This window comes from Streptosporangium sp. NPDC051022, assembly GCF_040683035.1.
In the GTDB taxonomy this organism is placed as follows: Bacteria; Actinomycetota; Actinomycetes; order Streptosporangiales; family Streptosporangiaceae; genus Streptosporangium.
Genome location: NZ_JBFBCF010000031.1, coordinates 29,599 through 55,886, shown reverse-complemented (window position 1 = coordinate 55,886; position 26,288 = coordinate 29,599). Strand labels below are relative to the sequence as shown.

The window sequence follows — 26,288 nt, the reverse complement described above, 5'->3', positions numbered from 1 at the left end:
GTTGAGCAGGACCTTTGACGCGATCGAGCTCGAGGTGCTCTGGGGCTCGCTCATCTCGACCGTCAACGAGCAGGCCAGGGCGCTGCAGCGGGCGGCCTTCAGCCCGATCGTGCGCGAGGCGGGCGACCTCGCCAACGCGCTGTTCGACCGGCGGGGCCGGATGGTCGCCCAGGCCGTGACCGGCACCCCGGGCCACATCAACTCGCTGGCCATCGCGGTGCGCCACGTGCTGGACAAGCACCCGGTCGACTCGCTCGAACCCGGCGACGTGCTGATCACCAACGATCCCTACAAGACCGCCGGGCAGCTGCTCGACGTGACCGTGCTGGTCCCGGTCTTCAGGAACGGCCGGGCGATCGCCTTCTTCTGCTCCACGATCCACCACACCGACGTCGGCGGCTACGGCATCGGCGCGGGGGCCCGGGACGTCTTCGAGGAGGGCCTGTGGATCCCGATCACCAAGCTGATGGTGCGCGGCGAGCGCAACATCCCGGTCTGGGACCTCATCCTGGCCAACGTCCGCCAGCCCACCCACATGGCCGGTGACCTGCACGCGCAGATGGCCTCCGGCGAGGTCGGCGCGCAGCGGCTGCAGACCCTGCTCGACACCTACGGCCTCGACGACATCGAGGACCTCGCCGACGTGGTCGTCGAGCGTTCCGAGGACGCCACCCGGCGCGCGATCAGGGCCCTGCCCGGCGGGCGGTACGAGGCGTCCTCGGTGCTCGACCTGGCCGACGGCTCGGAGATCACCATCCAGGTCGCGCTGACGGTCGACAACGAGCGCGGCGAGATCCTCGTCGACTACGCGGGCTCCTCCGGCGCCAGCCCGTACGGCATCAACGTGGTGAAGAACTACACCCACGCCTACACCACGTTCACGCTGCGCAGCCTGCTCAACCCCGACATCCCGAACAACGCGGGCTCGCTCGCCCCCATCCGGGTCGAGGCCCCCGAGGGCAGCATCGTCAACGCGGTGCCGCCGTCCCCGTGCACGGCCCGGCACGTGGTCGGCATGTTCCTGCCGATGCCGCTGCTGCAGGCCATGTCGCAGGTGCTGCCCGAGGCGGTGATGGCCGAGGGGTCGGCGGCGGTGTGGACCATGCAGGTCAGCGGGCAGCACGACGACGGCCGCCCCTTCATCACCGCGATGTTCACCTACGCCGGCGGCGTCGGCGCCCGCGCGTCGAAGTCCGGCCTGTCGGCGACCTCCTATCCGACGGGCGTCTCCGCGGTGCCCATCGAGGTGGTCGAGGGCTCGGCCCCGATCCGGTTCCTCCGCAAGGAACTGCGCCGCGACTCCGGCGGCCGGGGACTGCACACCGGCGGTCTCGGCCAGACGATCGAGTTCACGGTGGACACCAAGGCGCCGTGGACGCTCAACGCGGTGACCAGCCGCCTGGCCAGGGGACCGCTCGGAGTCTTCGGCGGTGAGGCCGGGGCGACGGGCCGCTTCCTCGTCAACGGGGAACCGGTCCGCACCCAGGCCCGCATCACCCTCCAGCCGGGCGACGTCGTCAGGCTGGAGCTCCCGGGCGGCGGCGGGTACGGCACGCCCACCGGCGCCTCCTCCGACGCCGTGCCCGCCGCGGTCCCCGCCTCGCCCGCAGGCGGATCAGGGGCATGACCGTCACGTTCGCCGCCCGCTGGTGGGACGCGGTGGCGGCCCGTCCGGACCACCCCTTCCTCATCTGGGAGGGGCCGGACGGGTCCGTGACCCGCTGGACCTACGCCGGATTCGACGCCCTGGTGGACCGGGTGGCGGGTGGGCTCCAGGCCCGGGGGGTCACGGCGGGCTCGCGCGTCGGCGTGGCCCTGCGCAACTCCCCGGCGTTCGTTGCGATCTGGCTGGCCTGCGCGAAGCTTGGCGCGGCCATGGTCCCCTCCGACCCCTCCTCGACGGCCCCCGAGCTGGCCGTCCACCTGCGGCGCACCCGCGCCGTGCTGGGGGTCTGCGCGCCGGAGCGGGCGACCGTCTTCCGGGTCGCGGTCTCCCAGGTGGCCGGGGTCGAGGTCGTCGAGGTGCCGGAGGCGGACGTCACGCTCGACGTCCTGGCGGGGGAGCCGCCGCTGTGGAGCGAGCTGCCGCCCCCCGACGCGCCGCTCGGCCTGATGTTCACCTCCGGCACGACCTCCGCGCCCAAGTGCGTGGTGGTCACCCAGGCCAACTACGCCTTCGCCGGAGACGTGATGGCCGCCGCCGCCGCGCTGCGGCCGGACGACCGGCAGCTGGTCGTGCTTCCCCTGTTCCACGCCAACGCGCAGTACTACTCCTTCGCGCCCGCCATCGCGGTCGGCGCGAGCGTGGCGCTGACGCACACCTTCTCGGCGAGCCGCTTCCTGGCACAGGCCGCCCGCCACGGGGCGACCCACGCCAGCCTGTTCGCCGCGCCGATGCGGATGATCCTCGCCAGGGGGGCGGCCCCGGTCGAGGGACTCCGGCTGGTCAACTGCTGGTACGCGCAGAACCTCACCGACGAGCAGTACGAGGCGATGGCCGCCCTGCTCGGCTGCCGCCCCCGGCAGCTGTACGGCATGACCGAGACCCTCCCGGCCGTGCTGACCAACCGGATGCCCGCGCCGGTCCCGCAGGCCATGGGCGTGCCGACGTTGGGTTGTGCGGTCCGGGTCGTCTCGGCGGAGACGGGCCTGCCGGTACGGCCGGGCGAGGTCGGCGAGATCCTCGTGGGCGGCACCCCCGGCGAGACGCTGTTCGGCGGTTACCTGGACGACCCCGAGACGACGGCCGCCTGCTTCCGGGACGGCTGGTTCGCCACCGGCGACCTCGCCACGGTCGACCAGGACGGCAACGTCTACTTCGGCGGGCGGGGCGGTGACATCCTGAAGGTCGCCGGGGAGAACGTGTCGGTCGTCGAGGTCGAGTCCGTGCTCGCCGCCCACCCCGGCGTGTACGAGGCGGCGGTCGTGGGGGAGCGCGATCCGATCAGGGACGAGGTGCCGGTCGCGTTCGTGGTGCCGAAGGACGGCGCCGCCCTGGACGACCTCGCGGGCTGGTGCGAGGCCAGGCTGGCGAAGTCCAAGCGGCCGGTGCGGTTCGAGGTGGTCGAGGCACTGCCCCGCACCTCGGTGGGTAAGATCCGGAAATTTCTGTTGAAGGGATGAACTGACATGCTCCCACCGGCCAGTGCCGTCGCCGACGTGCTCCAGCTTCGGGGCCTGCGGGGATGGCTCAGCCCGCCGCTGCTGCCCGTCCACCGGGCGGCGGCCGTACGGGGGGAGGCCAGGACGGTGCTGCTGGCCCCCGGGCCGGGCCCGGAGGGGCTCAAACCCCTGCACCGGCTCCTCGACGAGGACCTCGGCGGGCGCGTGGTCGTCGTCGCCGGAGCCGAGGCGGCGGAAGGCGCGGTGTGGGGTGAGATCCTCACCCTGGCGGCCCGGAACGCCGGCGTCGTCGGCGCCCTGGTCGAGGGCGGGGCGCGCGACGTCGGCGCGGTGCGGGAGCTCGGCCTGCCGCTGTGGGCGCTTTACGAGGCCACGGCGGGGCCGGGCCCCCTGGTCCACGTCGCGGCGATGGGGGAGCCGGTGTCCGTGGCGGGCGTGCGGATCGCCGACGGCGACACGATCCTCATGGACGAGGGCGGCGTGGTGGCCGTTCCGGATCCGGAGGTGCTGGCCGACGCCGCCGCCTACGCCACGGCGGAGGAGGCGGTCGCGGCCGCGCTGCGGGAGGGTGCGCCGATGGCCGCCGCCTACCGGCACAAGGCCGACATCGTCGCGGCACTGCGCGCCGGGGCTCCGGGGACGCTCCACGCCGGCTCCCCGGCGAACTGACGTCGGCCCCGGGCCGGGTTACTCTTCCGGGATGGCGGACGACGGCTCACGGCTCGGACCTGACGAACTCCACGGCTGGCGCAACTTCGTGGAGGGCGGGCGGCTGGTCACCGCGCTGCTGGACCGGCGCCTCAAGGACGGCTTCGGGCTCAACCACGCCGACTACGGGGTGCTGCGTCAGATCGCCGACTCGGGCCGGGTCCGCATGACGGAGCTGGCCCAGCGGGTCTGGTTCTCGCGCAGCCGCCTGGCCCACCAGATCGACCGGCTGGTACGGCTCGGCCTCGTCGAGCGCGAGGACGACCCGGTCCGGGGCAAGACCACCTACGCCCTGCTCACCCCCGAGGGGGAACGGGTGGTCGTCCAGGCCAGAGCCGAGGTCAGCCGGGCGCTCCACGAGCACCTGTTCGCCTTCCTGCCCCCGGAGGCGGTCAACGCCCTGGGACCCGGCCTGGACGCAGCCCTGCTCCACTTGCGGGATCAGCCGGAGTGCCGTCTCTGAGCCGCGGCCTTCCGCGGCCCGCCGGAACCGGGTGTCGAGCTCTGAGCCGCGGCCTTCCGAGATCCGCCGGAACCGGGTGTCAGCGGTGGTACCCCTCGACGGGCACGCGCGCCTCCTCGAATTCGACGGCCCGGCGCAGGAGTCTCTCGTCATCGTGTGTCATCGTCGCTCCTCCGGGATCTCCTGCGGGAGGTGGCCACCGGTCAGGTTCTCCAGGGCGGCCACGGTCGCCAGCGCCCGCCAGGCCCGCTGCGGGTGAAGGGTCTCGGCCGGATCGCCGTCGAACGGGTCGAGCACGACGGTCTCGGTGCCGAGCGCGCGCAGTTCGCGCAGGTCGTCGTGGACCTGGTCGGTCGTGCCCTCGCCCGCGAGCCGTCCGGGGCCGGTGACCGGCGTGTCGGTGAGCCGCAGGACGATGCGGGGCGCCAGGGCGGGCACGGGGCGCCCCTGTTCGCGGGCGAGGCCGCCGACGCGCTCCAGCGCCTCGCGCAGCCACGGCAGGGTGAAGTACAGCGGGTGCCACGCCTCGCCGAGCCGTACGGCCCTGCGCAGGGCGGCGTCGCTGTTGCCGCCGACCCAGATCGGGACGTGCCCGGAGCGGTAGTCCCGCTCGTCCTCCCAGGCGGCGCGTACCGCGCGCAGGTGCTCGTCGGTCAGCGCGCCGCGCCGTTCGAACGGCACCCCCAGGGCGTCGAACTCCTGCCGCGCCCAGCCCACGCCCACCCCCAGGACCAGCCGCCCCCCGCTGATCCGGTTGAGGTTGGCGGCCATCCGGGCGACGAGCAGGGGGTGCCGGTAGGGGAGGACGAGCACCGAGGTGCCGAGCCGGATCCGGTGGGTGACGCCGGCCAGCCACGCCAGGGTGGTGAAGGGCTCGTAGAACGGCGCCGGGTACCGCTCGGCGACGTCGGGCGTCACCGCGACGTGGTCGGAGATCATGAGCAGGTCGAAGCCGAGACCCTCGACCGTCTGTGCCCACCGCCGTAACACGTCGGGATCGGTGCCGGGACCGAAGTTGGGGACGTTCACGCCTATCTGCACCGGTTCAGGCTATCCACCGGCACGGGAGGGGTGAAGGAAAACTTCTCACGGCGTACGGCGGGTCGCGCCGGGAGGAAGAGTGAGAGCGGTTCCTCCGGGCGGAACCGGGCGTTGACGCCCCTTCGGTGAGTTGCTGAAATTTAAGCAACTTTTCGGCTCGTTGGAGGGAGGGGCGTGGAACTCGCCACTTCGGTGTTCGTCCCCGGGGCGCCGTTCGCGCAGGTCGTGGAGATCGCGGTGAGGGCCGACCGGCTCGGCCTCGACTGCGTGTGGATCCCCGACGAGGGCACGCACGCGCACGATCCGTGGGTACTGCTCGGCGCCGTCGCCGCGGCCACCGGCAGGATCGGCCTCGGACTCGGACCGACCAACCCCTACTCGCGTCATCCCCTGATCACCGCGAACGCGCTGCGTGGAGCGGCCGAGCACACCGGTGGGCGGGCCAGGATCTGCCTGGCAGCCGGGGGCACGCTCGCCCTCGGGCCGCTCGGGCTCGCCCCGGAACGCCCCGTCGCCAGGACACGCGAGACGATCGCCGCGATCCGCGACACGTGTCCCGGCACGGAGATCTGGGTGGCGGCCAAGGGGCCGCGCATGCTCGACCTAGCCGCCGCAGAGGCGGACGGGGTGATGCTCGCCGGGTTTCCGACGGCGGATCTGGCGGGCGTCGCCGACCGGCTGCGGGCGCGGCGCCCCGGCGTGCGGATCTGCTACCGGCCGCAGCTCGCCATGGACGAGCGGTCCTACCGGCGCCAGCAGGTCGAGCTCGGCTACGCGCTGCCCGACTCGCCGCCCGCGCTGCTGGAACGGCTCGGCGTCGACCGGGCCTACGCCGACCGGCTCAGGCGGGCGGGCCCCGAGGCGGCCGCCGACCTCGTCCCGGCCGAGCTGGTCGCCGCCTTCTCCTTCGTCGGCACCCCCGAGCAGTGCGCCCGGCGGCTCACCGAGCTGGCCGAGGCCATCCGGCTCGACCAACTGATCATCCCCGGCCTGGGCGCCGAGCCCGGCCACGACCTGGCGAGAATCCTCTTGACATCCTCCCCCGCTTGAAAGCGGGGGATTCCAACAGCAACTACCCCACCAGGAGGAGGTCGCGTTGAGGTTCGCGGTTCACAGGCCCGGCACCCCGGTCGCCTCCCCGCGTATCCACCGCATGCCCCGCGGCGGTGTCCCTGACGTTCTTGGCCGCGTTGACGTCGGCGTTGTCCTGATGCCCGCAGGCGACGCAGCGGAATCGAGATTGGCTCTCTCTCGACCCGGCCGCGCGGTGCCCGCAGGCGTTGCAGGTCTGCGACGTGTAACGCGGGTCAACCTTCCGGACCCGGCCGGGGGCCTTGTCTTCCAGCCGTGTCACCAGCCGCCCCCATCCGGCGGCGAGGATGCCCCGGTTGAGACCGGCCTTCTGACCGACGTTGCCGCCCTGCTCGGCCAAGGTGCCCCTGGCCGAACGGGTCATGCCGGAGATCTTCAGGTCCTCGACGGCGATGACGTCGAACCCGCGGGCCAGGCCGGTACTGACCTTCTCGATCCAATCCTTGCGCCGGTCGGCCTCGCGGGCCCTCAGTTTCGCAAGGGCGGCCTTGACCTTCGCCCGGCGGTTGGAGCCGCGCCCGGCGCGGGCGAGTTTGCGCTGCAACCGCAGCAGGCGGCTCTTCTCGGTGTCACGCAGGCCGGGCACCTGGAGCAGTTCCCCGGTGGACAGGGCGGCCGAGACCGCGACCCCCCGATCCATCCCGATCACCTCACCCGTTCCGGGGGCGGGGATCGGTTCGGGGACGGCGGCGAAGGCGACATGCCAGCGCCAGACCCGATCGCGGGTGACGCGGTAGGATCTCACCCCGCCGGGAACGGCGCGCGACCAGCGAAACCGCACCCATCCCACCTTCGGGACCTTGACCTCACCCACCCGCCGCGACAGGCGCCGCACGTCGCCGGGCTTGACCGCGACGATGCGAAACCCCTCACCCCGGCCGCGTCTGCGCCAGGTGGGTTTCCGGTGGGTTCCGCCGAAGAAGTTCGCCATGGCCTGGGCGAAGTCCTTGAGCGCCTGCTGCTGCACGACGATCGACCCGGCCCTCAGCCAGCCGGACTCCGCCCTGGCCTCGGTGAGCTGACGGCACTGCTCGGCGAACCCTGGAGCGCTTTTCCGGCCCGGCTTCCAATGCCGGTGCTGCTCGACGGCGAGATTCCACACGAACCGGGCATGCCCGCAGTGCTCGGCCAGCGCCTGCTCCTGGGCAGGCGTCGGGGAGAGCCGGTAACGGGACACGCCGATCAACCTACCGAACCCCACCGACAAAACCCGGAGATCACCATGCGGCATCGTTCCGCGCTTCCTCCCCGCCCTGAAGGACGGGGCATCCACGCTGTAAGTGCTCGGTGAAGGAGACCATCGCATGACCGTGCGCGCCGCGTTCGTCTACCGTACCGACATCCACAGCCCGCACTGCTGGGCGGAGACCTTCGAGGAGGGACGGCTCAGGCTCGCCGAGACGCTCGGCGACGCCGTACGGACCTCCGCCCACGAGAACGTCGGCGAGGACGACGCCGGGCGGCGGCTGATCGAGGGGCTCGCCGCCGACGGGGCCGACATCGTGTTCCTGGGCAGCAAGGGCTACCAGCCGTTCGTGCTGGAGATCGCCGACGCCTACCCGGACACCCGGTTCGACATCTGCCAGGGCATGCGCCTGCTGCCCAACGTCAGCAGCTTCCGCGAGGCGGTGGACGAGATCGCCTACGTCTCCGGCATGCTCGCCGGGGGCATGACGGAGAGCGGGCTCATCGGGGTGCCGATCGCCACCGGCCACGAGGTGGTCTACCTCAACGCCTTCGCCCTCGGCATCCGCGCGGTCAACCCGGACGCCCGCATCCACACCCGGGTCGTGGGCAGCTGGATGGCGCCGGAGCGGGAGGCGGCGGCCGTACACGAACTGGCCGACCTGGGCTGCGACGTCATCGGCGGCGCGCTCACCGAGAACGACCCGGTCGTGCTGACCGCGGCCGCGCGCGGCTGTCACACCACCGTGCGCAACAGCGACCGCCGCCGTCTCGCCCCCGGCCACGTGCTCGTCGGCAACCTGGTCGACTGGAGCCCGCACTTCGTGCGGAGCGTCCGCGCCGTCGCCGACGGCACCTGGGAGCCCGGCTGGCGTTACTACCACGCGAGCGACGGCGTGGTCTTCAACACCGAACCCGCCTCCTTCGTCCCCGAGCACGTCGCCCGGCCCGCCGTCGAGGCGGCCGGACTGATCCGCCGCGGCGAGCTGGACCTGTGGCGCGGTCCGATCCGCAACAACCGGGGCGAGGAGGTCGTCCCCGAGGGGCTGAGCCTGTCGGACGTGCTCACCGACGTCGAACCGCTGCCCGGCCTGACCCGGCTGGAGACCTTCCTGCCGACCGACGCCTTCGACTGGCTGCTCGACACCTACCTCGGGGGCCCGTTCGTGAAGCCGCTCCGCTCCGACATGCGCATCAAGACCGGCTGACCCCTTACCCGGGAGGATCCCATGACGTTCAACCCCCTCGTCGCCGCCGGACTCGACGACGCGATGGCCGTCGCGATCGGCGAGGCCCGCAAGGCCGCCAGGCCCTTCGGCGCGGTCCTCGTCGACGCGGAGCGGGGCCACGTGCTGGTCCGCGCGCACAACACCGCCGCGGCCGGCGACCCGACCGCGCACGCCGAGGTCAACGCCATCCGCGCGGCCGGTCCGCTCGGGATCGACCTCACCGGGACGATCCTGGTCAGTACGGCCGCGCCGTGTGTCATGTGCGCGGGGGCGGCGATCTGGGCCAGGGTCCGGGGAGTCGTGGTCGCGTGCGACGCCGACCTGCTCGCCGAGCTGGGCTGGAAGGGCATGTGCCTGCCCCCGGAGACGGTGCTGGCCGCCTCCCCCTTCCCGCCGATCCCGTGGATCACCGGCGTCCTGCGCGACGAGGCCGCCGAACTGTACCGCGCCGCCCCCGCGGCCAGGGTCACCGGTCGGTGAGGGACGGCGGGCCTGGCATCGTGTCACCGGACGGTTCCGGCGAGGCGGCGGAGGGTGCGGTGGACGAACCGGCGGCAGGACAGGCGACGGGAGCGCCGGACGGACCGGTCCCCGGACCGGCTCGGACCGGGAGGGCATCGGCCGGAAAGGCAGGGGAATCCGTGCTTCAGGACGGGGAGGGGCCCACGGTCGGGGAGGCCAGGGAGGCCAGGGAGGTTCGGGAGGGAGAAGGACCGACGACTCGGAACGGCGGGGAAGACATGGTCCAAGACGGGAGAGAACTCACCCCTCCGGATGGGCTCTCCCCTCCGCGCGGGCTCGCCGTTTCGGATGGGCTTGCCGTTTCGGACGGGAAGGGCGTCAGGGCGGCGTCGACGGCGGTCGCGGTGGCGGCTGTCGTCGCCCTGGCCCTGAACCTGCGTTCCGCGCTGGCCGGGTTCTCCCCGCTCGCCGGGGAGGCCGGAGCGGAGCTGGGGCTCGGCGCGGGGATGATCTCGCTGGTGACCACGCTGCCGCTGCTCTGCTTCGGGGTCTTCGCCCTGCTGGCCCCGGCCCTCGCCCGCCGGTTCGGCGCGGAGCGCACGCTCGCGGCGACCATGCCCCTTCTCGCGCTGGGAATCCTGCTGCGCGGCGCGGCCGGGACCGTCGCCCTCATCGGCGGCACGGCCCTGGTGGGGGTGGCCATCGCGGTCGGCAACGTGCTGCTGCCGGGAGTGGTCAAGCGGCGCTTCCCCGGCAGGACCGGCGTCATGACCGGTGTCTACGCCGCCGCGATGGGCGTCGGCGCGATGCTCGCCGCGGCCCTGGCCAAACCGCTGGACGCTCTGACGCACGGCTGGCGCACGTCCCTGGCGGTGTGGGTGCTGCCCGCTCTCGCCGCCGCTCTGCCCCTGACGCTTCTGGCGCGGGCCTCGGCCACCTCCGGCGTGACGGCAGGCGGGAGTACGGCGGGCGAGAGCGGAACGGCCCGGGACGGGGCGGGGGGAAGCAGGGCGAACGGGAGCGGTGCGGCGGCGGGACAGACGGCCGGATGGCGGACGGCGGCGGCACTGGCGGTCTTCTTCGGGCTGCAGTCGATCGTCTTCTACGTCGTGCTCGCCTGGCTGCCCCGCGTCCTCACCGAGGCCGGGGTCGCCCCCGCCGAGGCGGGGCTGCCGCTTTCACTCGTCCAGCTCGTCAGCCTGCCCACCGGCATGATGGTGCCGATCCTGGCCCGCACACCGCGTAGCCAGGCCTGGTACGCCATGGCCTGCGGAGGCGCGGGGGCGGCGGGGTTCGCGGGGCTGCTGGTCGCGCCGGGGGCGGCGCCGTACGTGTGGGCGGTCCTGCTGGGGGTCGGCGTCGCCGCGTTCCCCCTCTCGCTGGTCATGGTCACGGCCAAGGCGGACGGGCCCTCCCAGGCCGACAGGCTGTCGAGCGTGGTGCAGAGCTGCGGCTATCTCATGGCCGCGGTGGGTCCGCTGGTCGCGGGACTGCTGCGGGACATGACCGGAACGTGGAGCGTGTCGCTGGCCGTCATGATCGCCGTGTCCGCGCTCATGGTGCCCTCGGGCTGGCTGGCCGTGAGGCTCTGATCGTCCCGGTTCACGTGAGCCGGCTCGATCACGCGAACCGTCCCGGTCGGGTGAACCGGCCTGGCCACCTGGTCAAAGGGTGACGAGCTGGAGGGTCAGCGCGAGCCGTACCTCCGCCGACCCCAGATCGCACGGCGCCGTCTCCAGCAGGCGGCGCATGCGGTAGCGGAAGGTGTTGGGGTGCACGTGCAGCCTGGCGCTCGCCGCGGTCGGGTTGCCCTGTTCCCAGAGCCAGGCGCGCAGCGTCTCCACGTACGCGGTGCCGTGCGCGGCGTCGTGCGCGACGAGGATCGGCAGCGGCCCTCCCAGCAGCAGGTCGGCGGGGACCGCCGCGGCGCGTTTGACGACGAGTCTCGGCCAGGCCTCCTCGTAGGTCGTGATCTGGCCGTCGGAGACGAGATCCAGCAACTCGGCGGCCTGCGCGCGGCTCCGGCCCGCGGCGCCGGAGACCGCGGTCCCCGCCGCGACGGTCAGCTTCGCCTCGCCCGCGACCCAGCGCAGCCACGTCCACGATCCCGGGGTCAGGGCGTCGCCGTGCCCGGCGGCCAGGACGTAGGTGACGCCGTCGATCGAGGTCAGGTACGGCGTGCGCCAGCCGTGCCGTCTCAGCAGGTCGCCGAGCCCGTCGGCCGGCCGCACCGCCGCGACCCGGCACGGGTCCGGCGGCACCAGGTCGGCCGTGCCACCGGTCAGCAGCGTGCGCAGCCGGTCGGACAGCAGGCGGCGGGCGGCGTCTCCGTGGGCGCGCAGCCTGAGCAGTTGGAGGGCGACCGCGGCGAGCGTCGGGCCGAGGGCGGCGATCCTGGACGGAGGGACGGGACCGGGGACGATCGTCCAGATCGCGCCGAGCAGTTCGGTGCCGTACCTGACCGGTACGACCAGGCGGGGCAGCCGGCCGCCGGGACCGGAGGGGACGTAGATCGGGTCCTTCTCGCGGGTCAGGCGGCGGTAGACGCCCTTGGTGCGCAGCCGGGCCAGCGCGTCCTGCGGGATCCGCCTGCCGACGATGCTGGAGATGCGGCCCGCGTCCGTGGGCTCCTGGCGGGCGGAGTAGGCCAGCACCTGTCCCGAGGTGTCCTCGATGGTCACCGGCCCGTCCAGCACCTCCGCCACGTCGTCGGCGAGCGAGGCCAGCGTGTCGCCGCCGCTCTCGCTGATCAGGCCGACCAGATCGCGCAGCAGCCACAGCAACCGGGTCCACGACACCTCGGCCGGGACCTCGACCACGGCCACGCCGGGCGGCGCGACGAGTGAGGGCGTGATCGGCCCCTTGAGCGCCACCCCCGCCGCGAGCGGTTCCCCGAACGTCGCCCCCACGTGGGACGGCGCCGAGCCGGTGGGGGAGGCCGCGGAGGAGGTCGTGGACGGGCGGGCCGAGGCACGGTCGAGCAGTGCCTGCTGCTCCTCCGCCGTGACCCCGACCCCCAGCAGCAGGTCGCCGGGGGAGAAGGGGACTCCCGGCTCGGCGATCACCACGTCGCGGACGGGGAGGTCCGCGCCGGTCTGCACCGGACGCAGCAGTGTCGAGCCCAGTGCTTCCACCAGCCCCGACACCGTGATCACGTGCATGCCCTCCAGGTTATGCGGACATGACGTCGGCGATTCTCCGCACCGCGTCGTAGACGTCCACGTGCCGCAGGTACAGCGGGGCGAACCCGAAGCGCATCGTCTCCGGCGGCCTGAAGTCGGCGATCACGCCGTGTTCGGCGACCGCGGCCAGGATCCGCTCGGCCTCGGGGTGGGCGAAGCTGACCTGGCTGCCCCGGGCGAGCGGGTCCCCGGGCGAGGCCGGCTTCAGGCCGGGGAGCCGTTCGGCGGCCAGGGCGACGAACAGCTCGCCCAGGCTGACGGCCTTGTCGCGCAGCGCCTCGACGGTGACGCCGTCGAAGGCGTCCAGTGCCGCGTCCAGGGCGACCATCCCGATCACCGGGGCCTGGCTCACCTGGAGCCGGGCCGGTCCCGGGGCGGGCTCGAACCCGCGGGTCATCGCGAACCGGCGGGCATGGCCGCCCCAGCCGGTGATCGGCTGCCTGACCTGGTCCTGCAGGCGCTTGGCCACGTACGCGTAGGCGGGCGATCCCGGACCGCCGTTCAGATACTTGTAGGTGCAGCCGACCGCGAGGTCCGCGCCCGCCGCGGTCAGGTCGACCGGGATGGCGCCCGCCGAGTGGCACAGGTCCCACAGCGTGAGCGCGCCCGCCGCGTGGGCCCGCTCGGTGAGCCCGGCCATGTCGGCTATCGCGCCGGTCCGGAAGTCCACGTGGCTGTGGACCACGACGGCCACCGTCTCGTCGATCGGCGCGCCCTCGTCGAGATAGCCGAGCTCCAGGCCGAGCAGTTCGCACACGCCCTGCGCGATGTAGAGGTCGCTGGGGAAGTTCGCGGCCTCGATCAGCACGGTGCTCCGGCCGGGACGCATCCGGCAGGCCGCGACCAGCAGTTTGAACAGGTTGCCCGAGGTGGTGTCGGTGACGATCACCTCGTCCGCCGCGGCGCCGATCAGGCGGGCGATCCGTCCGCCCAGCCGGGCCGCCAGGGTGCCCCAGCCCGCGGTGCCCCAGGCGTGGATGAGGTCGCGCCGCCAGTCGCCCGCGAAGGCGGCCAGTGCGTCGGCGACCCCGCGCGGAGGAGCGCCCAGGGAGTTGCCGTCCAGGTAGACGACCCCGTCGGGGATGTCGAACCGCTCGCGCAGGTGGGCCAGGGGGTCCGCGGCGTCGAGCTGTAGGGCGTCGTCGCGGGTGATGGTCACGGGGATGATGTCCTTTCCGGAAAGGCCGGAGCCGTTGGCGGAGGCCGGTGTCGTCCGCTCTCCGGCCTGTGGAAGGCCGGGGTCAGGCGGGCTGGTCGAGGAGGTCGCGGCCGTCTTTGCGGGTCATGGGGCGGCCGCTGGGCACCTCGCCCGCCGCGATCAGGCGTCTGACCGTGCTCCAGCGGGTGGCCACGACCAGGGCGCCGACGGCGACCCAGACGGCGTAGGAGATCCCCATGACCGGGGTCTGCACGATCTCCACCAGCAGCAGCGCGTTCTGGTAGGTGTTGAGCGCCATGGCGGCCACGGTGATCACCAGGTGGATCCGCGCGTTCAGCTTGAACGGTGAGGCGGCGAGCAGTTCGGGGTGGAGCATGCGCATCCGGTAGGAGGCGACGATCACCAGCATGGTGGTGAGGCCGAAGACCGAAGACGCCACGTGGGCGATCTCGCTGACCGACAGGCCGGTCACGGCGGGCGTGACGCCGACGACGAACAGGATCGCCAGCAGCCAGTGCGGGGTGCCGAAGCGGCGGTTCACCCGGCCCAGGGCCTTGGGGAACCAGCCGTCGTCGATCGCGGCCAGGAAGCTCTTGCTGCCCCACAGCAGCTGCCCGTTGATGGTCCCGATGACCGCCGCCACGGCGCCGCCGAGGATGAAGAAGACGAACATCCCCTTGGACAGAGTGTGCTCGGCCACCACCGACAGCGGCTTGAAGGCGACCTGGTCGAGGGGGAGGACGCCGGTCGAGGGGATGGCCATCAGGACGTAGAGGCCGGTGGCGGCGACGGTGGCGCCGAAGAACGCGATGGGGATGTTGCGTCCCGGATTCTTCATCTCCCCGCCCAGCTCGGCGATGACGTGGCCGCCGCCGGTCGCGAAGACGAGGATCGAGGAGGCCGCGATCAGCTCGTTGAAGCCGTTGGGCGCGATGTCGGAGAAGACCGCCCAGTCCACCTGGGGCATGCTGATCACGCCGTAGCTGACGTAGGCGGCGACCATGACGACCGCCAGCCCCACGCCGACCCGGGCCGACAGCGAGGCGCCGAACAGGTTGCAGACGAAGAAGAACGTGACCATGCCGATGGAGACGGCCTGCGCCGGGATGGAGGCGTTCATCGCGTGCAGGTAGGTCCCGGCGCTCAGCGCGTAGACGCTCAGTGAGATCACCGACAGCGTGAACAGCCACATGTTGGCGAACCCGGCGATCGGGTGGACCAGCCGCGTGACGTAGGCGTAGGTGCCGCCGGTCACCGGCGCGGCGGCGCCGAGCACGGCGAAGGAGACCCCGCTGAGCAGTACCAGCCCGGCCGCGATCAGGAACGCGACCGGCGTGCCGCCGCCGGTCTTGCCGATCGCGACGCCGGTGAGCGCGATCACGCCTCCGCCGACGATCTGGTGGAAGGCGATGCCGAGGGCCTGGGGGAGCGTGATCGTCCGCTTCAGGTTGCTCTGGTTGTCCGGTGGCGACATGCCGCCTCCTCGTTGTTGCGCTTGGGGGATGGCAGAGATGCTCCGTCACCGTTCACCCGCCGGTCATCGTGCGGGCACCACCATCTCCGTCTCCCGCTTTGTCCGGCCCGCACAACCCCATTGCCGTAGTCAACGCCGTTGACATCACTGCTGTCGCCTTCTAGGCTGCGGATCAACGAGGAGGCCGACATGGAACGGTTCCGACAGGGCATGCAACGCCTGGCCAGCGGGGTGACCGTGGTGACCACCAGTGATCTGGACGGCACGCGGTACGGCATCACCGCCACGGCCGTCTGTTCGCTCACCGCCGATCCGCCGACACTGGTCGCCTGCGTCAACCGGGGCACCCGGGTCGGTCTCGCCCTGCCCGATACCGGATACTTCTGCGTCAACGTACTGGCTCACGACCAGCGCGACGTCGCGGAGGTGTTCGCGGGGGCGCCGGGAGAGCGCTTCGGCACCGGTTCGTGGACCCGGCTCACCACCGGGGCCCCGGTGCTGGAGGGCGCGCTGGCGTCCTTCGACTGCCGCACCGACGTGATCGTCGAGCGCTCGACGCACTATCTCGTCATCGGGGCGGTCGTGGACGCGGCGGTCGGCGCCGACGGCTCCCCGCTGCTCTACCACTCCCGCCGCTTCGCCCATCTGGAAAGGCTCGCCTGACTTCTCCCCACGGTCGAAGTCCGGGCCCTCACGCTCAAGGAGATCCGTTGACCCCCCTGGCCTGGATCGAGGCGGGCACCGGCGATCCGGTGCTCTTCCTGCACGGAATCGGCGGCAGTAGCTGGACCTGGCGTCCGCAGTTCGACGCACTGTCCGGCACCCGGCGGTGCATCGCCTGGGACATGCCGGGATACGGCGACAGCCCCCCGCTGCCGGGCCCGATGACCTTTCCCGCGCTGGCCGCGAGCGTCGCGCGGCTGCTGGACCTGCTGGAGCTCGACCGGGTGGACCTGGTCGGCCTGTCCATGGGCGGGCAGGTCGCCCTGCACACCGTCCTCGGCCACTCCGACCGGGTCCGCTCGCTCGTCCTGCTCGACACCAGCCCGGCCTTCGGCCTCGACGGCACCGACGTCGAGGAGTGGCGGCGCGAGCGGCTCGCCCCGCTCGACGCCGGGCTCACCCCCGCGGACTTCGCCGAGGACCTGCTGCGCGGCGTCGGCGGGCCGACCCTCACCGCCGGGGCCCTGGCCCTGGCCGTCGCCGCCATGGCCCGTGTCCCGGCGGCCGGGCTGCGCGCCGCCGTGGAGTGCCTGCCGACCCACGACGTACGGCACCGCCTCGCCGAGATCGAGGCGCCCACCCTGGTGGTCGTCGGCGAGTTCGACACCGAGACCCCCGTCTCCTACGCCGAGCACCTCGCCGCGCGCATCCCGGACGCGCGCCTCGAGATCGTTCCCGGCGCGGGACACCTGACGAACATGGACCGCCCCGACGTGGTCAACCGCCTGATTGGAGAGTTCCTGTGACGGAATGGCAGTGGATCCAGGGTTTCGCCGAGCAGTTCCGCCGCTGCGGGGTGCACGAGGGCGAGCCGGTGACGATCCTGTCGGAGACCCGCAGCCGGGCCTCCCTGGTCGAGACCTCGCTCCTGGCGGCCCAGTCGCTCGGCGCCCGGGTCTGCCAGGTGGTCATGCCGACCCCGGCGAACCCGGGCCCGGTGGCGATCCGCTCGACCGGCGCGTCCGTGGCCCTGCGGGGCCACGAGGCCGCCATCGCCGCGCTGAGCGCGGGCGGGATGGTCGTCGACTGCACGGTCGAGGGCCTGCTCCACTCGGTCGAGCTGCCCCGCATCCTCGGCTCGGGTTCCCGGGTGCTGATGATCTCCAACGAGCACCCGGAGAACTTCGAGCGCTTCGGTCCCGTCCCGGGTCTTGAGGACCGGGTGGCCAAGGGCAAGGAGCTCATCGACGCGGCGCGGACCATGCGGGTGACCTCGGCGCACGGCACCGACCTGACCGTGGACCTCAGCGGGGCGATGCGGGCGGGCTCGACCGGGCTCACGGACGGGCCCGGGTCGATCGCGCACTGGCCCGGTGGCCTGGTCATCGCCTTCCCGGCGCGCGACACGGTGAACGGGACGGCCGTGCTGGCGCCCGGTGACATCAACCTGACCTTCAAGCGCTACGTCGAGCGGCCCGTCACCCTCCGGTTCGAGAACGACGTCCTGGTCGCGATCGAGGGGGACGGGGTGGACGCGGAGATGTTCCGCAGCTACATCGCGGCCTGGAACGAGCCGGAGGCGTACGCGGTCTCGCACGTCGGCTGGGGGATGAACCCGGCGGCCCGCTGGGACTACCTGGAGCTGTACGACAAGGGGGACGTCAACGGCACCGAGGCCCGCGCCTTCGCCGGGAACTTCCTGATCTCCACCGGCGCCAACGAGGTCGCCGGCCGCTACACCGCCGGCCACTTCGACCTGCCGATGCGCGGCTGCACGGTCACCCTCGACGGCACCCCCGTCGTCAGCGAGGGCGTCCTGGCCGGGGAGCTCGCCCCGTGATCCGCCTGGTCTGGCCCGACCTGCACGGCCTGGCCCGGGGACAGTACGTGGTGCCGGGCGCCGGGACTCGCGGCGAATCGGGTACTGCCGGGACCCGCGGCGTGTCCGAGGTCGACGGGACCTGGCGTGTCTCCGAGGCCGGGGAGATCGTCAGTCACACCGCCTCCGCGCACATGGTCTCCGCGCCCTGGCCGGAGCCGGTCCCGTTGCCCGGATACGGGCTGGCGGCCGGGGTGCCCGACATGGTGATCAGGGGCTCGGCCGTACGGCCCGGCGGGAAGCTGGTGATCGGAGATCTGTTCCACCCGGACGGCACCCCGTTCCCGCTGTGCTCCCGCACCGCGCTGCGCGCGGCCGTGGAGACCTGGGAGGCCGGGGCGCTCACCCCCATGATCGGCTTCGAGGTGGAGTTCTACCTGCTCCAGCCGCGTGGCGACGGCTGGGAGCCGCTGGCGAACCCGGGGCACCGGACCTACAGCACCGGCCGGACCGCGGATCCCACGGGGGTCTGCGAACGGATCGTCGAGGCGGCCCTGGCGGCCGGGGTGCGGGTCGAGCACCTGTCCAAGGAGTTCGAGGCCGCGCAGTTCGAGGTCACCCTCAGGTACGGCCCCGCCCTGCGGGCGGCCGACGACGTGTTCGTCTTCCGGGAGGTGGCCAGGGAGGTGGCCGCCGAGCACGGGCTCAAGGCGACGTTCCTCGGCAAGCCGTACGCCCATCTGGCGGGCAACGGCCTGCACCTCAACCTCAGCGCCTGGAGGAGGGAGGAGACGGGCGCCGGGACGGAGAACGCCTTCGCGGCCGATCCCCGGCTGCTGCGCCGGGCGGTCGGCGGGATCCTGCGTCACTATCGGGGCTGACGCTGGTCAGCGCGCCCACGGTGAACGCCTACAAGCGCTTCCTGCCCGGGGAGATCTGCGGCGCGGTCGCGAACTGGGGCCACGCCAACCGCACGACCGGGATCAGGGTCCCGGCGGCCGAGGGGAGCGCGGCCCGCGTCGAGTACCGGCTGGCGGACGGGTCGGCCAACCCCTACCTGGTGGCGGCGGCCGTGCTGCACGCCGTCGCGCACGGCTGGCGGGAGGAGACCGAACCGCCGGAGCCCAGGACCGGGGACGTTAGCCTCAACCCGTTCGGCGATCCGGAGGTCCCCGCCAGGCTGGGGCTCGCGGTCGACGCCTTCGAGGCCGACAAGTGGCTCTACGAGGCCTTTCCCCACGATCTGTCCGCCGCGCTCTGCGTGCTGAAGCGGGCCGAGCAGCAGTGGTTCGACAGGGCCGTGACCGACTGGGAACGCGATGCGTACCTACCCCATCACTAGTACCATGTCAGTGCTGCTGACAAGTGCGCTGACAACAGGGGGAGTCCCGTGCCGCCGAAGGCGAAGACCGACAGGGGGGCTCGCCGGAGCCTCAGCCGTGAGTTGATCCTCGATGCCAGCATGAGGCTGCTGGCCGAGCGCGGCCTGGACGATCTCACGCTGCGCAACCTGGGCAAGGAGCTGGGCGTCGACCCGACCGCGATCTACCGCTACTTCCGCGACAAGGACGAGTTGCTCTTCGGGGTCAGCGAGCAGTTCCTCGCCGGCGCGGTCGAGGGGTTCGAGGTCGACCACGGCGACTGGTCCGGCAGCATCCGGCGGCTCTGCCTGCGGATGCGCGACGCCCTGCTGACCCAGCCGAGGATCGCCCCGCTGATCGCCTCGCGCCCGCCGCAGTGCAGCGCGGAGTACCACTTCACGGAGCTGCTGCTGACCTCGATCGACGACGCCGGGTTCGCCGGGGAGGAGGCGGCCTACGTCTACCACGCGCTGGTGGAGTACACCATCGGCGTGGCCACGATCGACGCCTACGCGGTCGGCCTGGAGGAGGGTGACGGCGACCAGGAGCACCGCAAGTGGCGGACGATGTATCTCACGCTGCCGCCCAGGGAGTTCCCGCGCAGCGTGGCGATGGCCCCCCTGCTCTATCCGGACGTGGCCAGGCAGTTCGAGTTCGGCCTCGACCTGCTGCTCGACGCCCTGCGTGCCCGCCGCGCCCGCGACGGTGCCTGACGTTTCACAAACCTGACGTCTCACAAGGGGAAGACGGGGCGGGCGGTCCTCACGGGCCGCTCGCCCCGTTGTCTTCTCTGCTCCTGAGCCGCGGCGGTGTGTCCTTCCTGACCGGTTTCGTCACGTTCCATCGACGTGAACAGTGATGAAATCGCTGATGTCAACGCTATTGACATCAATGCTGTCGTCAGACCAGAGTTCACCCCGTGGCACGAGACGACATCTCACTGATCGTCCGCGACGCCTGGCTGGTCCCCCTGGACGAGCGGCGGACGCCGCCCTTCCACGGACACCTCGTCGTCGGCGCGGACGGTCGCATCCTCAGACTGGCGCCGGGCGAACCCTCCGGGACCGGGGCCAGGATCCTGGACGCCCGCGGCCGGACCCTGCTGCCCGGCTTCGTCTCCGCGCACAGTCACCTGTGGCAGAGCCCCTTCCGAGGCATCGGCGACGGGCTGCGCACCTGGGAGTGGATGGGGCGGCTGCACCGCCGCTACGGCCCCGCCTTCGACGACGACGACCTGTACCACCTGACCCGGCACGGCGCGCTCGACCTGCTGCGCGCCGGGGTGACCACCGTCTACAACCACACCCACGACTTCGGGCGGGGTGCGGGCGGGCAGTGGGAGGCCGCGTTCACGGTTCCGCAGCGGACCGTGTACGGCTTCAGCCCGCCGATGTGGGCCGGCGCCGCGGAGCGGGCCGGGGGCATCGCCGCCTTCGCGGAGACGGCGGCCGACCGGGCCGACGACCCCAGGCTGCTCGGCCTGTCGGTCAACACGACCGGGACCATGGACGTCGCCGACATGCGGGCGGAGGCCGACCTGATCCGGAGCCTCGGATTCTGCATGCAGGCCCACTACCTGGAGGACCCCACCCAGGCCGAGCAGGACCTGGCCGCCTTCGACGACCTGGTCGCCGCAGGGCGGGTGGCCTCCGACGTGACGTTCGCCCACTTCGTGCACGCCACCCCGGAGATCGTGGCCGAGTGCGCCCGGCGCGGTGCGGGCATGGTCTGGAACCCGCTCTCCAACGGGCGTCTCGGCGCCGGGCTCCCGGACATCGCCGGCTACCGCGAGGCCGGGCTCTGGCTCGGCATGGGCCTGGACGGCCAGGCCAGCGCCGACCTCGCCGACCCCTTCCAGAACATGCGCGCCGGCCTGTACGCCCTGCGCATGCACCACCGCGACCCGGCGGTGCTGTCCTGCGAGGACATGCTCCGCCTGCACACCGTGGACTCCGCCGCCCTGCTCGGCGTGGCCGCGCACGTCGGAAGCCTCGCCCCGGGCCGCTTCGCCGACTTCCTGCTCGTCGACCTGTCCCGGTACGGCCCCGTCGAGGACCGCTACGCCCACCTGGTCCTCGCCGCCTCGGCGACCGACATCACCGCCGTCCACGTCGGCGGGGCCGACACCGGGGACGCGTACACAGGGGACACAGGGGACACAGGGGACGCCGAGGACATGGCGGCGCGGGTCGCCCGTATCAGGGCACGCGCCAAGGAAGGCGAGGCGCGCGCCAAGGAGAACGCATGCTGAGATTCGCCCTGCGCAAGTTGCTCACCATGGCCGCCACCATGCTGGCCGCCTCCTTCGTCATCTTCGGCAGCCTGAGCCTGGCCCCCGGAGACCCCGAGACCTTCCTGATCCGCAGCCGGACCGTCAGCGAGGAGTTCCGCGCCGCCGTCCGCGCCCAGTTCATGCTCGACGAACCGTTCCTGCTCCGCTACGTCCACTGGCTGGGCGCCGTGCTCCGCGGCGACCTCGGCACCTCCCTCGTCTTCCGCGAGCAGGTCACCGGCCTGCTCGCGAGCAGGATCACCACCACGATCTGGCTCGTCGGCTACGCCTCGATCCTGATCGTGGTGCTCGGCGGCGGGCTCGGCCTGCTCGCCGGGCTGCGCGGCAGGGGAGTCCTCGACAACACGATCGTCGTCGGCACCACCGCCGGCCTCGCCGTTCCCAGCTTCGTCGCCGCGACCGCGCTGGTCTCGATCTTCTCGATGACCCTGGGCTGGTTCCCCGCCTCGGGCGGCGGCGAGGGGCCCGTGGGAACGATCCATCACCTCACCCTGCCCGCCTGCGCCCTGGCCGTCTCCTCCCTCGCTGTCATGACCCAGACCACCCGGGCGGCGATCAGGGGCGAGCTGGCCCGCGACCACGTCGCGACCGCGGTCAGCCGGGGCCTGCCCTGGCGGCGGGTCGTCGGCAGGCACGTCGTCCGCAACGCGCTCATCCCGGTCACCACCGTCGCCGGGGTCACGATCCCCAGCCTGATCGCCGGGGCGATCATCGTCGAGCAGGCGTTCGGGCTCAACGGCGTCGGCGGTTATCTCGTCCAGTCCATCAACGCCCGTGACTTCCCGGTGGTCCAGGCGATCTGCCTGGTGCTCGTCGGGGCGTTCGTCCTGGCCAACACCGTCGTGGACCTGCTCTACGGCGTTCTGGACCCGCGGGTCCGCCTCGGAGGTGCCGCGCTGTGACCGCCGTTCCCATCCGGGCCCGCCGGGTGGACCCCGTCGTCCTCGCCACCGCGGGAGTGATCACGGTCCTGGTCCTGGCCGCCGTGCTGGCCCCCGTCCTGCCCGTCGCCGACCCCGACGCGGTCGACCTGGCCTACCCCTACGCCGGTCCCTCGGCCGCGCACCCGCTCGGGACCGACGGCAGCGGCCGCGACCTGCTGGCCAGGCTGGTGTACGGCGCGCGCTCCGGCCTGCTCGGCCCGCTGATCGTGGTCCTGCTCGCCACCCTCACCGGCACCGCCGTCGCCGTCGCCGCGGCCTGGCGGGGCGGCTGGGTCGACGCCGTCGTCTCCCGCGTCTGCGACGTTCTGTTCGCCTTCCCGAGCCTGCTGCTGGCCATGCTCGCCGTCTCCCTGTTCGGCAGCGGCCTGCTGCCGGGCGCGATCGCGCTCGCCGTCGGCAGCACGCCGTACATCATGCGGATCACCCGCGCGGTCGCGCTGCGCGAGTGCGGGCAGACCTACATCGCGGCCCTGGTCGTGCAGGGCCAGTCGGGGGTGCGGATCTGCGTGCGGCACGTGGTGCCGGTGCTGCTGCCGTTCATCCTGTCGCAGGCCACGATCTCCTTCGGCTACGCGACGGTCAACATGTCGGCGCTGTCGTTCCTCGGCCTCGGCGTGCAGCCGCCGACCGCGGACTGGGGCGCCATGGTCTCGACCGGCCAGACGGGCCTGATCCGCGGCGAACCCCTTGAGGCGATCCTCGCCGCCGGGGTCATCGCGCTGGCCGTCGCCTCCTTCACCGTCCTCGGCGAACGCCTGCTGGCCGCCGCCGAGAACCACCCCCACAGATAGCAGCAGAGGAGAAACATGCGCCTGTTGTCGAAGACCGGGGCCGTACTGGCCTTGGGCGCACTCGTCCTGACCGGCTGCGGCCAGACCGCGCAGCGAACCGAGAAACCGGAGGCAGCCGGCGGCGGCGCGGCGTCCCCGGGGACCGGGCTCAGCATCACCACCCCGGCGGCCAGGGGCGAGCTGGACAAGGTCACCTGGGACATCCCGTACGGCGAGCCGTCCACGCTCGACTGGGTGCGCTCCTACGCCTACCAGGAGAACACGGTCCTGGCCAACGTGTGCGAGAGCCTGCTGCGGCTGACCCCGGACTTCACGGTCGAGCCGGGGCTCGCCGAGTTCGCCAACCCGACCCCGACGACCTGGACCTACACCCTGCGGCCGGGACTGCGCTTCGCCGGCGGCAACCCGGTGACCGCCGACGACGTGGTCTTCAGCCTGAAGCGGGCCGCCGACCCCCGGCAGTCGTACTACACCTCCTTCACCGGGAACATCGCCGGGATCGACAAGAGCGGGGACGACCAGGTCACCATCAGACTCAAGCACCCCGACTACGCGTTCAACGCCATGCTCGCGACCGCGATGGGGGTCGTGGCCGAGAAGGCGTACGTGGAGGCCAAGGGCAAGGAGTACGGCACGCCGGGCGGCGGGGTCTCCTGCGTGGGACCGTACCGGCTGGCGAGCTGGGAGAGCGGCCGGCGGATCACGCTGGAGCGCGTCGACGACTACTACGACGCCGCGCACCGGCCCAAGGTCAAGCAGGTCGTCTTCACGTTCGTCTCCGACCCGAGCGCGATCGTCAACTCGCTGCTGTCGGGCGAGCTCGACGGCACCTACCAGGTGCCGGTCCAGGGCCTGGACAAGCTGCGCGCGGGCGGCTCGGGAACGCTCTACTCCGGTCCCGGCGGCGAGGTGCAGTCAATCTACGTGACCGGGCGGCAGAGCCCGATGCACAACCCCAAGGTGCGCAAGGCGCTCCAGCTCGCGATCGACCGCGCGGCCATCGCCAGGACGGTCTTCCTGGGCAGCGCGACCCCGACCGCCTCGATCGTGCCGCCGAGCGCCTGGGGCTACGCCACCGACGCGCTCCGGACCCTGAACATCGCCGACGTCTCCGGCACGCCGGACCTGGAGACGGCCAAGCGGCTGATCGCCGAGGCGGGAGACGTCTCCGGCACGATCATCCTGGCCGCGGCCACCGACGACGGGCAGAGCGGCCAGATCGCGGCCGAGGTGCAGAGCGCGGGCCGCAAGCTCGGCCTGGACATCCAGATCAAGCCGCAGACCACCAACCAGATCGTCCCGCTCTACTTCGACCCCAAGGCCCGTGAGCAGGTCAGCATGTGGTTCGCGCAGACCTACCTGGACGTCCCCGACCCGCTCAACGCGTTGCCCAGGCTGGCCTCGACCGGCGGCGGCAGCAACTACTCCGGCTACAGCAACCCGATCGTCGACAGGGAGCTCAAGGCGGCCGTCGGCTCCAGGACCCCCACGGCGAGGGCGGAGCACGTCGCCGTCGCGACCAAGGTGCTCACCGAGGAGATGCCGGTCATCCCGCTCGCCCGGATGAACAACCACCTGTTCATGAACAAGCGCCTGACCGGTGCGCCCGCCTCCTTCTGCTACCTCTACTACCCCTGGGCCCGCGACCTCGGCGCCGCCTGATCCGCCCGGGTGACCGCCGCCCGGCCCCGGCCCCGGTGACCCGCGCGGTCATCGGGGCCTTCCCGGGCTCACCGACCACTCTTTCCTTGAAGTCCTTAAAGCGCTGAATGCGAAGAATGGGAGAATTCCTGTCATGCACTCGCTCGACCCGCCGACCGGCGACCTGTCCGACCTGCTCGACGGGGTCGCCGCGCTCGCCACGCGGTACGTCGCCGAGGTCGGGGAGCTCCCCGTCGTGCCGCCGGCCTCCCGCGCCGAACTCCGGGAACGCTGGACGGGCCCGGTCCCGCTCGACGGCGCCCCGGTGGCCGAACTGCTCCGCGACTGCCATGACCTGCTGTTCACCCACACCAGGCACCAGGGGCACCCCCGCTTCTTCGGCTACGTCTCCTCGCCGTCCTCCCCGGTCGGCGCGGTCGGCGACCTGGTCGCCTCGCTGCTCAACCCAAACGTCAACAACGCGCTCGGCGCCCCCGGCCCGGCCCAGATGGAGCACACCGTGCTCGGCTGGCTGGCCGAGGCGCTCGGCTTCCCCTCCGGTTCCGGGCTGCTGACCAGCGGCGGATCGATGGCCAACCTCACCGCGCTGTACGTCGCGACGCGCCGGGCCGCCGCCGTCGGTGAGCATGCCGGTGAGCACGGACTGTGGGGCGCGACCCCGATGACGGTCTACGCCAGTGCCGAGGCCCACCACTCCGTCGTCAAGGCGGCCGACGTCCTCGGGCTCGGCCGCTCCGCGGTCCGCGAGATCCCGGTCGACGCCGCCTTCCGCATGTCGCTTCCGGCGCTGCGGGCCGCGATCGAGGCCGACCTGGCCGCCGGTCTGCGCCCGGTCTGCGTGGTCGGTACAGCGGGCACCACGAACACCGGCGCGGTCGACCCCCTCGCCGGGATCGCCGGGATCGCCGGGGAGTTCGGCCTCTGGTTCCACGTGGACGGCGCCTACGGCGCCCCCGCCCGGCTGGACCCGGCCAAGCGGCGGCTCCTCGACGGGATCGAACTGGCCGACTCGCTGACCGTGGACGCCCACAAGTGGCTCTACGCCCCGGTCGACTGCGGCGTCCTGCTCTACCGCGACGGCGCCCACGCCCGCCGCGCCTTCGCCGCCGCCAGCCACGCCGACTACATCAACCTGCCCGCGGGCACCCCCGCCGACGACTCGTTCGCCTTCTGGGACTACGGCGTCGAGCTCAGCAGGCGTTTCCGCGCCCTGAAGCTCTGGCTGATGTTCCGCTACCACGGCCTGACGGCCATCGCCGGGGCCGTGGCCCACGACAACGCCCTGGCCGGTCACCTGGCCGGGCGGATCGAGGCGGACCCGGACCTCGAACTGCTGGCCCCCGTCGAGCTGAGCACGGTCTGCTTCCGCGTCGTCCGTCCCGGCGCCGACCTCGACGCGCTCAACGAGAAGGTCATGCTGGCCGTACAGGCCTCGGGGGAGGCGTTCGTCTCGCAGACCACCGTCGGCGGCCACTACGCCCTGCGGGTGTGCGTGACCAACTTCCGCGCCACCCGCGACGACGTCGACCGCACCCTGGAAGCCGTGCTGGCCGCCGCCCGCGGCGCCGGGGAGCCGTACGGCGGCGCCGCGAGCACGACGCGGGCCGGGCGGTGACGAGCAGGACGGCGACCTCGTA

At 72.6% G+C, this 26,288-nt stretch carries 22 protein-coding genes and 1 pseudogene; 18 read left to right on the top strand and 5 right to left on the bottom strand.

Features of this window, described 5'->3' with window-relative positions:
* Position 1: 1 nt before the first annotated feature.
* The 4 genes from AB0N02_RS36615 to AB0N02_RS36600 are packed head-to-tail and all read left to right on the top strand — an operon-like array spanning position 2 to position 4,294.
* Entirely contained in the window at positions 2 to 1,627 is a 1,626-nt protein-coding gene (locus AB0N02_RS36615; RefSeq protein WP_363956367.1) for a hydantoinase B/oxoprolinase family protein, read from the top strand.
* Complete coding sequence (locus tag AB0N02_RS36610) at positions 1,624 to 3,123, top strand: AMP-binding protein (RefSeq protein ID WP_363956364.1); 1,500 nt, start codon at positions 1,624 to 1,626, stop codon at positions 3,121 to 3,123. Before AB0N02_RS36615 ends, AB0N02_RS36610 begins: the two co-directional genes overlap by 4 nt.
* A gap of 6 nt (positions 3,124 to 3,129) precedes the next feature.
* The gene (locus AB0N02_RS36605) at positions 3,130 to 3,792 is read left to right on the top strand and encodes an RraA family protein (RefSeq protein ID WP_363956361.1); all 663 of its coding nucleotides are present in this window, start codon (positions 3,130 to 3,132) and stop codon (positions 3,790 to 3,792) included.
* Between the two features lie 31 nt (positions 3,793 to 3,823).
* The gene (locus AB0N02_RS36600; protein ID WP_363956358.1) at positions 3,824 to 4,294 is read left to right on the top strand and encodes a MarR family transcriptional regulator; all 471 of its coding nucleotides are present in this window, start codon (positions 3,824 to 3,826) and stop codon (positions 4,292 to 4,294) included.
* A 159-nt stretch (positions 4,295 to 4,453) separates the two neighbouring features.
* Here the strand turns inward: AB0N02_RS36600 and AB0N02_RS36595 are convergent, their stop codons facing one another.
* Positions 4,454 to 5,335: an LLM class flavin-dependent oxidoreductase gene (locus tag AB0N02_RS36595; RefSeq protein ID WP_363956355.1), complete on the bottom strand. Its 882-nt coding sequence runs from the start codon at positions 5,333 to 5,335 to the stop codon at positions 4,454 to 4,456.
* 174 nt (positions 5,336 to 5,509) lie between these two features.
* On the opposite strand from AB0N02_RS36595, the gene AB0N02_RS36590 reads away from it, so the two are divergent.
* On the top strand, positions 5,510 to 6,385 hold the full coding sequence (locus AB0N02_RS36590; protein WP_363956353.1) for an LLM class flavin-dependent oxidoreductase: 876 nt from the start codon (positions 5,510 to 5,512) through the stop codon (positions 6,383 to 6,385).
* A 22-nt stretch (positions 6,386 to 6,407) separates the two neighbouring features.
* On the opposite strand, the gene AB0N02_RS36585 is transcribed toward AB0N02_RS36590, so the two are convergent.
* The gene (locus AB0N02_RS36585) at positions 6,408 to 7,604 is read right to left on the bottom strand and encodes a transposase (RefSeq protein ID WP_363956351.1); all 1,197 of its coding nucleotides are present in this window, start codon (positions 7,602 to 7,604) and stop codon (positions 6,408 to 6,410) included.
* A 127-nt stretch (positions 7,605 to 7,731) separates the two neighbouring features.
* Here AB0N02_RS36585 and AB0N02_RS36580 point away from each other — a divergent pair, with 127 nt between their 5' ends.
* From AB0N02_RS36580 to AB0N02_RS36570, 3 genes are all read left to right on the top strand, one after another.
* The gene (locus tag AB0N02_RS36580) at positions 7,732 to 8,820 is read left to right on the top strand and encodes a BMP family ABC transporter substrate-binding protein (RefSeq protein ID WP_363956348.1); all 1,089 of its coding nucleotides are present in this window, start codon (positions 7,732 to 7,734) and stop codon (positions 8,818 to 8,820) included.
* A gap of 21 nt (positions 8,821 to 8,841) precedes the next feature.
* Positions 8,842 to 9,321 carry a nucleoside deaminase gene (locus tag AB0N02_RS36575; RefSeq protein ID WP_363956345.1) on the top strand — a complete coding sequence of 160 codons (480 nt, stop codon included), beginning with the start codon at positions 8,842 to 8,844 and terminating at the stop codon, positions 9,319 to 9,321.
* Positions 9,322 to 9,707: 386 nt separating this feature from the next.
* Positions 9,708 to 10,895: an MFS transporter gene (locus tag AB0N02_RS36570; protein WP_363956341.1), complete on the top strand. Its 1,188-nt coding sequence runs from the start codon at positions 9,708 to 9,710 to the stop codon at positions 10,893 to 10,895.
* 72 nt (positions 10,896 to 10,967) lie between these two features.
* On the opposite strand, the gene AB0N02_RS36565 is transcribed toward AB0N02_RS36570, so the two are convergent.
* The 3 genes from AB0N02_RS36565 to AB0N02_RS36555 all read right to left on the bottom strand — a co-directional run bounded on the left by AB0N02_RS36565 (position 10,968) and on the right by AB0N02_RS36555 (position 15,118).
* Entirely contained in the window at positions 10,968 to 12,464 is a 1,497-nt protein-coding gene (locus AB0N02_RS36565; protein ID WP_363956338.1) for a helix-turn-helix domain-containing protein, read from the bottom strand.
* 10 nt (positions 12,465 to 12,474) lie between these two features.
* Complete coding sequence (gene kynU, locus AB0N02_RS36560; RefSeq protein ID WP_363956335.1) at positions 12,475 to 13,644, bottom strand: kynureninase; 1,170 nt, start codon at positions 13,642 to 13,644, stop codon at positions 12,475 to 12,477.
* An 82-nt stretch (positions 13,645 to 13,726) separates the two neighbouring features.
* Positions 13,727 to 15,118, bottom strand: a complete 1,392-nt coding sequence (locus tag AB0N02_RS36555; RefSeq protein ID WP_363956333.1) for an APC family permease — start codon at positions 15,116 to 15,118, stop codon at positions 13,727 to 13,729.
* 189 nt (positions 15,119 to 15,307) lie between these two features.
* On the opposite strand from AB0N02_RS36555, the gene AB0N02_RS36550 reads away from it, so the two are divergent.
* The 10 genes and pseudogenes from AB0N02_RS36550 to AB0N02_RS36505 all read left to right on the top strand — a co-directional run bounded on the left by AB0N02_RS36550 (position 15,308) and on the right by AB0N02_RS36505 (position 26,266).
* Positions 15,308 to 15,781, top strand: a complete 474-nt coding sequence (locus tag AB0N02_RS36550) for a flavin reductase family protein (RefSeq protein ID WP_363956330.1) — start codon at positions 15,308 to 15,310, stop codon at positions 15,779 to 15,781.
* A 47-nt stretch (positions 15,782 to 15,828) separates the two neighbouring features.
* Entirely contained in the window at positions 15,829 to 16,587 is a 759-nt protein-coding gene (locus tag AB0N02_RS36545; RefSeq protein ID WP_363956327.1) for an alpha/beta hydrolase, read from the top strand.
* Entirely contained in the window at positions 16,584 to 17,621 is a 1,038-nt protein-coding gene (locus tag AB0N02_RS36540) for a leucyl aminopeptidase (RefSeq protein ID WP_363956324.1), read from the top strand. Before AB0N02_RS36545 ends, AB0N02_RS36540 begins: the two co-directional genes overlap by 4 nt.
* Before the next feature lie 173 nt (positions 17,622 to 17,794).
* A pseudogene (locus AB0N02_RS36535) lies at positions 17,795 to 18,942 on the top strand (glutamine synthetase family protein).
* A 48-nt stretch (positions 18,943 to 18,990) separates the two neighbouring features.
* Positions 18,991 to 19,674 (top strand): TetR/AcrR family transcriptional regulator, encoded by a 684-nt coding sequence (locus tag AB0N02_RS36530; RefSeq protein ID WP_363956321.1) that lies wholly within the window; start codon positions 18,991 to 18,993, stop codon positions 19,672 to 19,674.
* 206 nt (positions 19,675 to 19,880) lie between these two features.
* Positions 19,881 to 21,212: an amidohydrolase family protein gene (locus tag AB0N02_RS36525; RefSeq protein ID WP_363956318.1), complete on the top strand. Its 1,332-nt coding sequence runs from the start codon at positions 19,881 to 19,883 to the stop codon at positions 21,210 to 21,212.
* Entirely contained in the window at positions 21,206 to 22,156 is a 951-nt protein-coding gene (locus tag AB0N02_RS36520; protein WP_363956316.1) for an ABC transporter permease, read from the top strand. Before AB0N02_RS36525 ends, AB0N02_RS36520 begins: the two co-directional genes overlap by 7 nt.
* Positions 22,153 to 22,989, top strand: coding sequence for an ABC transporter permease (locus AB0N02_RS36515; RefSeq protein WP_363956313.1), 837 nt, complete (start codon positions 22,153 to 22,155; stop codon positions 22,987 to 22,989). Before AB0N02_RS36520 ends, AB0N02_RS36515 begins: the two co-directional genes overlap by 4 nt.
* Before the next feature lie 15 nt (positions 22,990 to 23,004).
* Positions 23,005 to 24,651 carry an ABC transporter substrate-binding protein gene (locus AB0N02_RS36510; protein ID WP_363956310.1) on the top strand — a complete coding sequence of 549 codons (1,647 nt, stop codon included), beginning with the start codon at positions 23,005 to 23,007 and terminating at the stop codon, positions 24,649 to 24,651.
* Positions 24,652 to 24,784: 133 nt separating this feature from the next.
* Entirely contained in the window at positions 24,785 to 26,266 is a 1,482-nt protein-coding gene (locus AB0N02_RS36505; RefSeq protein ID WP_363956307.1) for an aminotransferase class V-fold PLP-dependent enzyme, read from the top strand.
* Positions 26,267 to 26,288 lie beyond the last annotated feature (22 nt).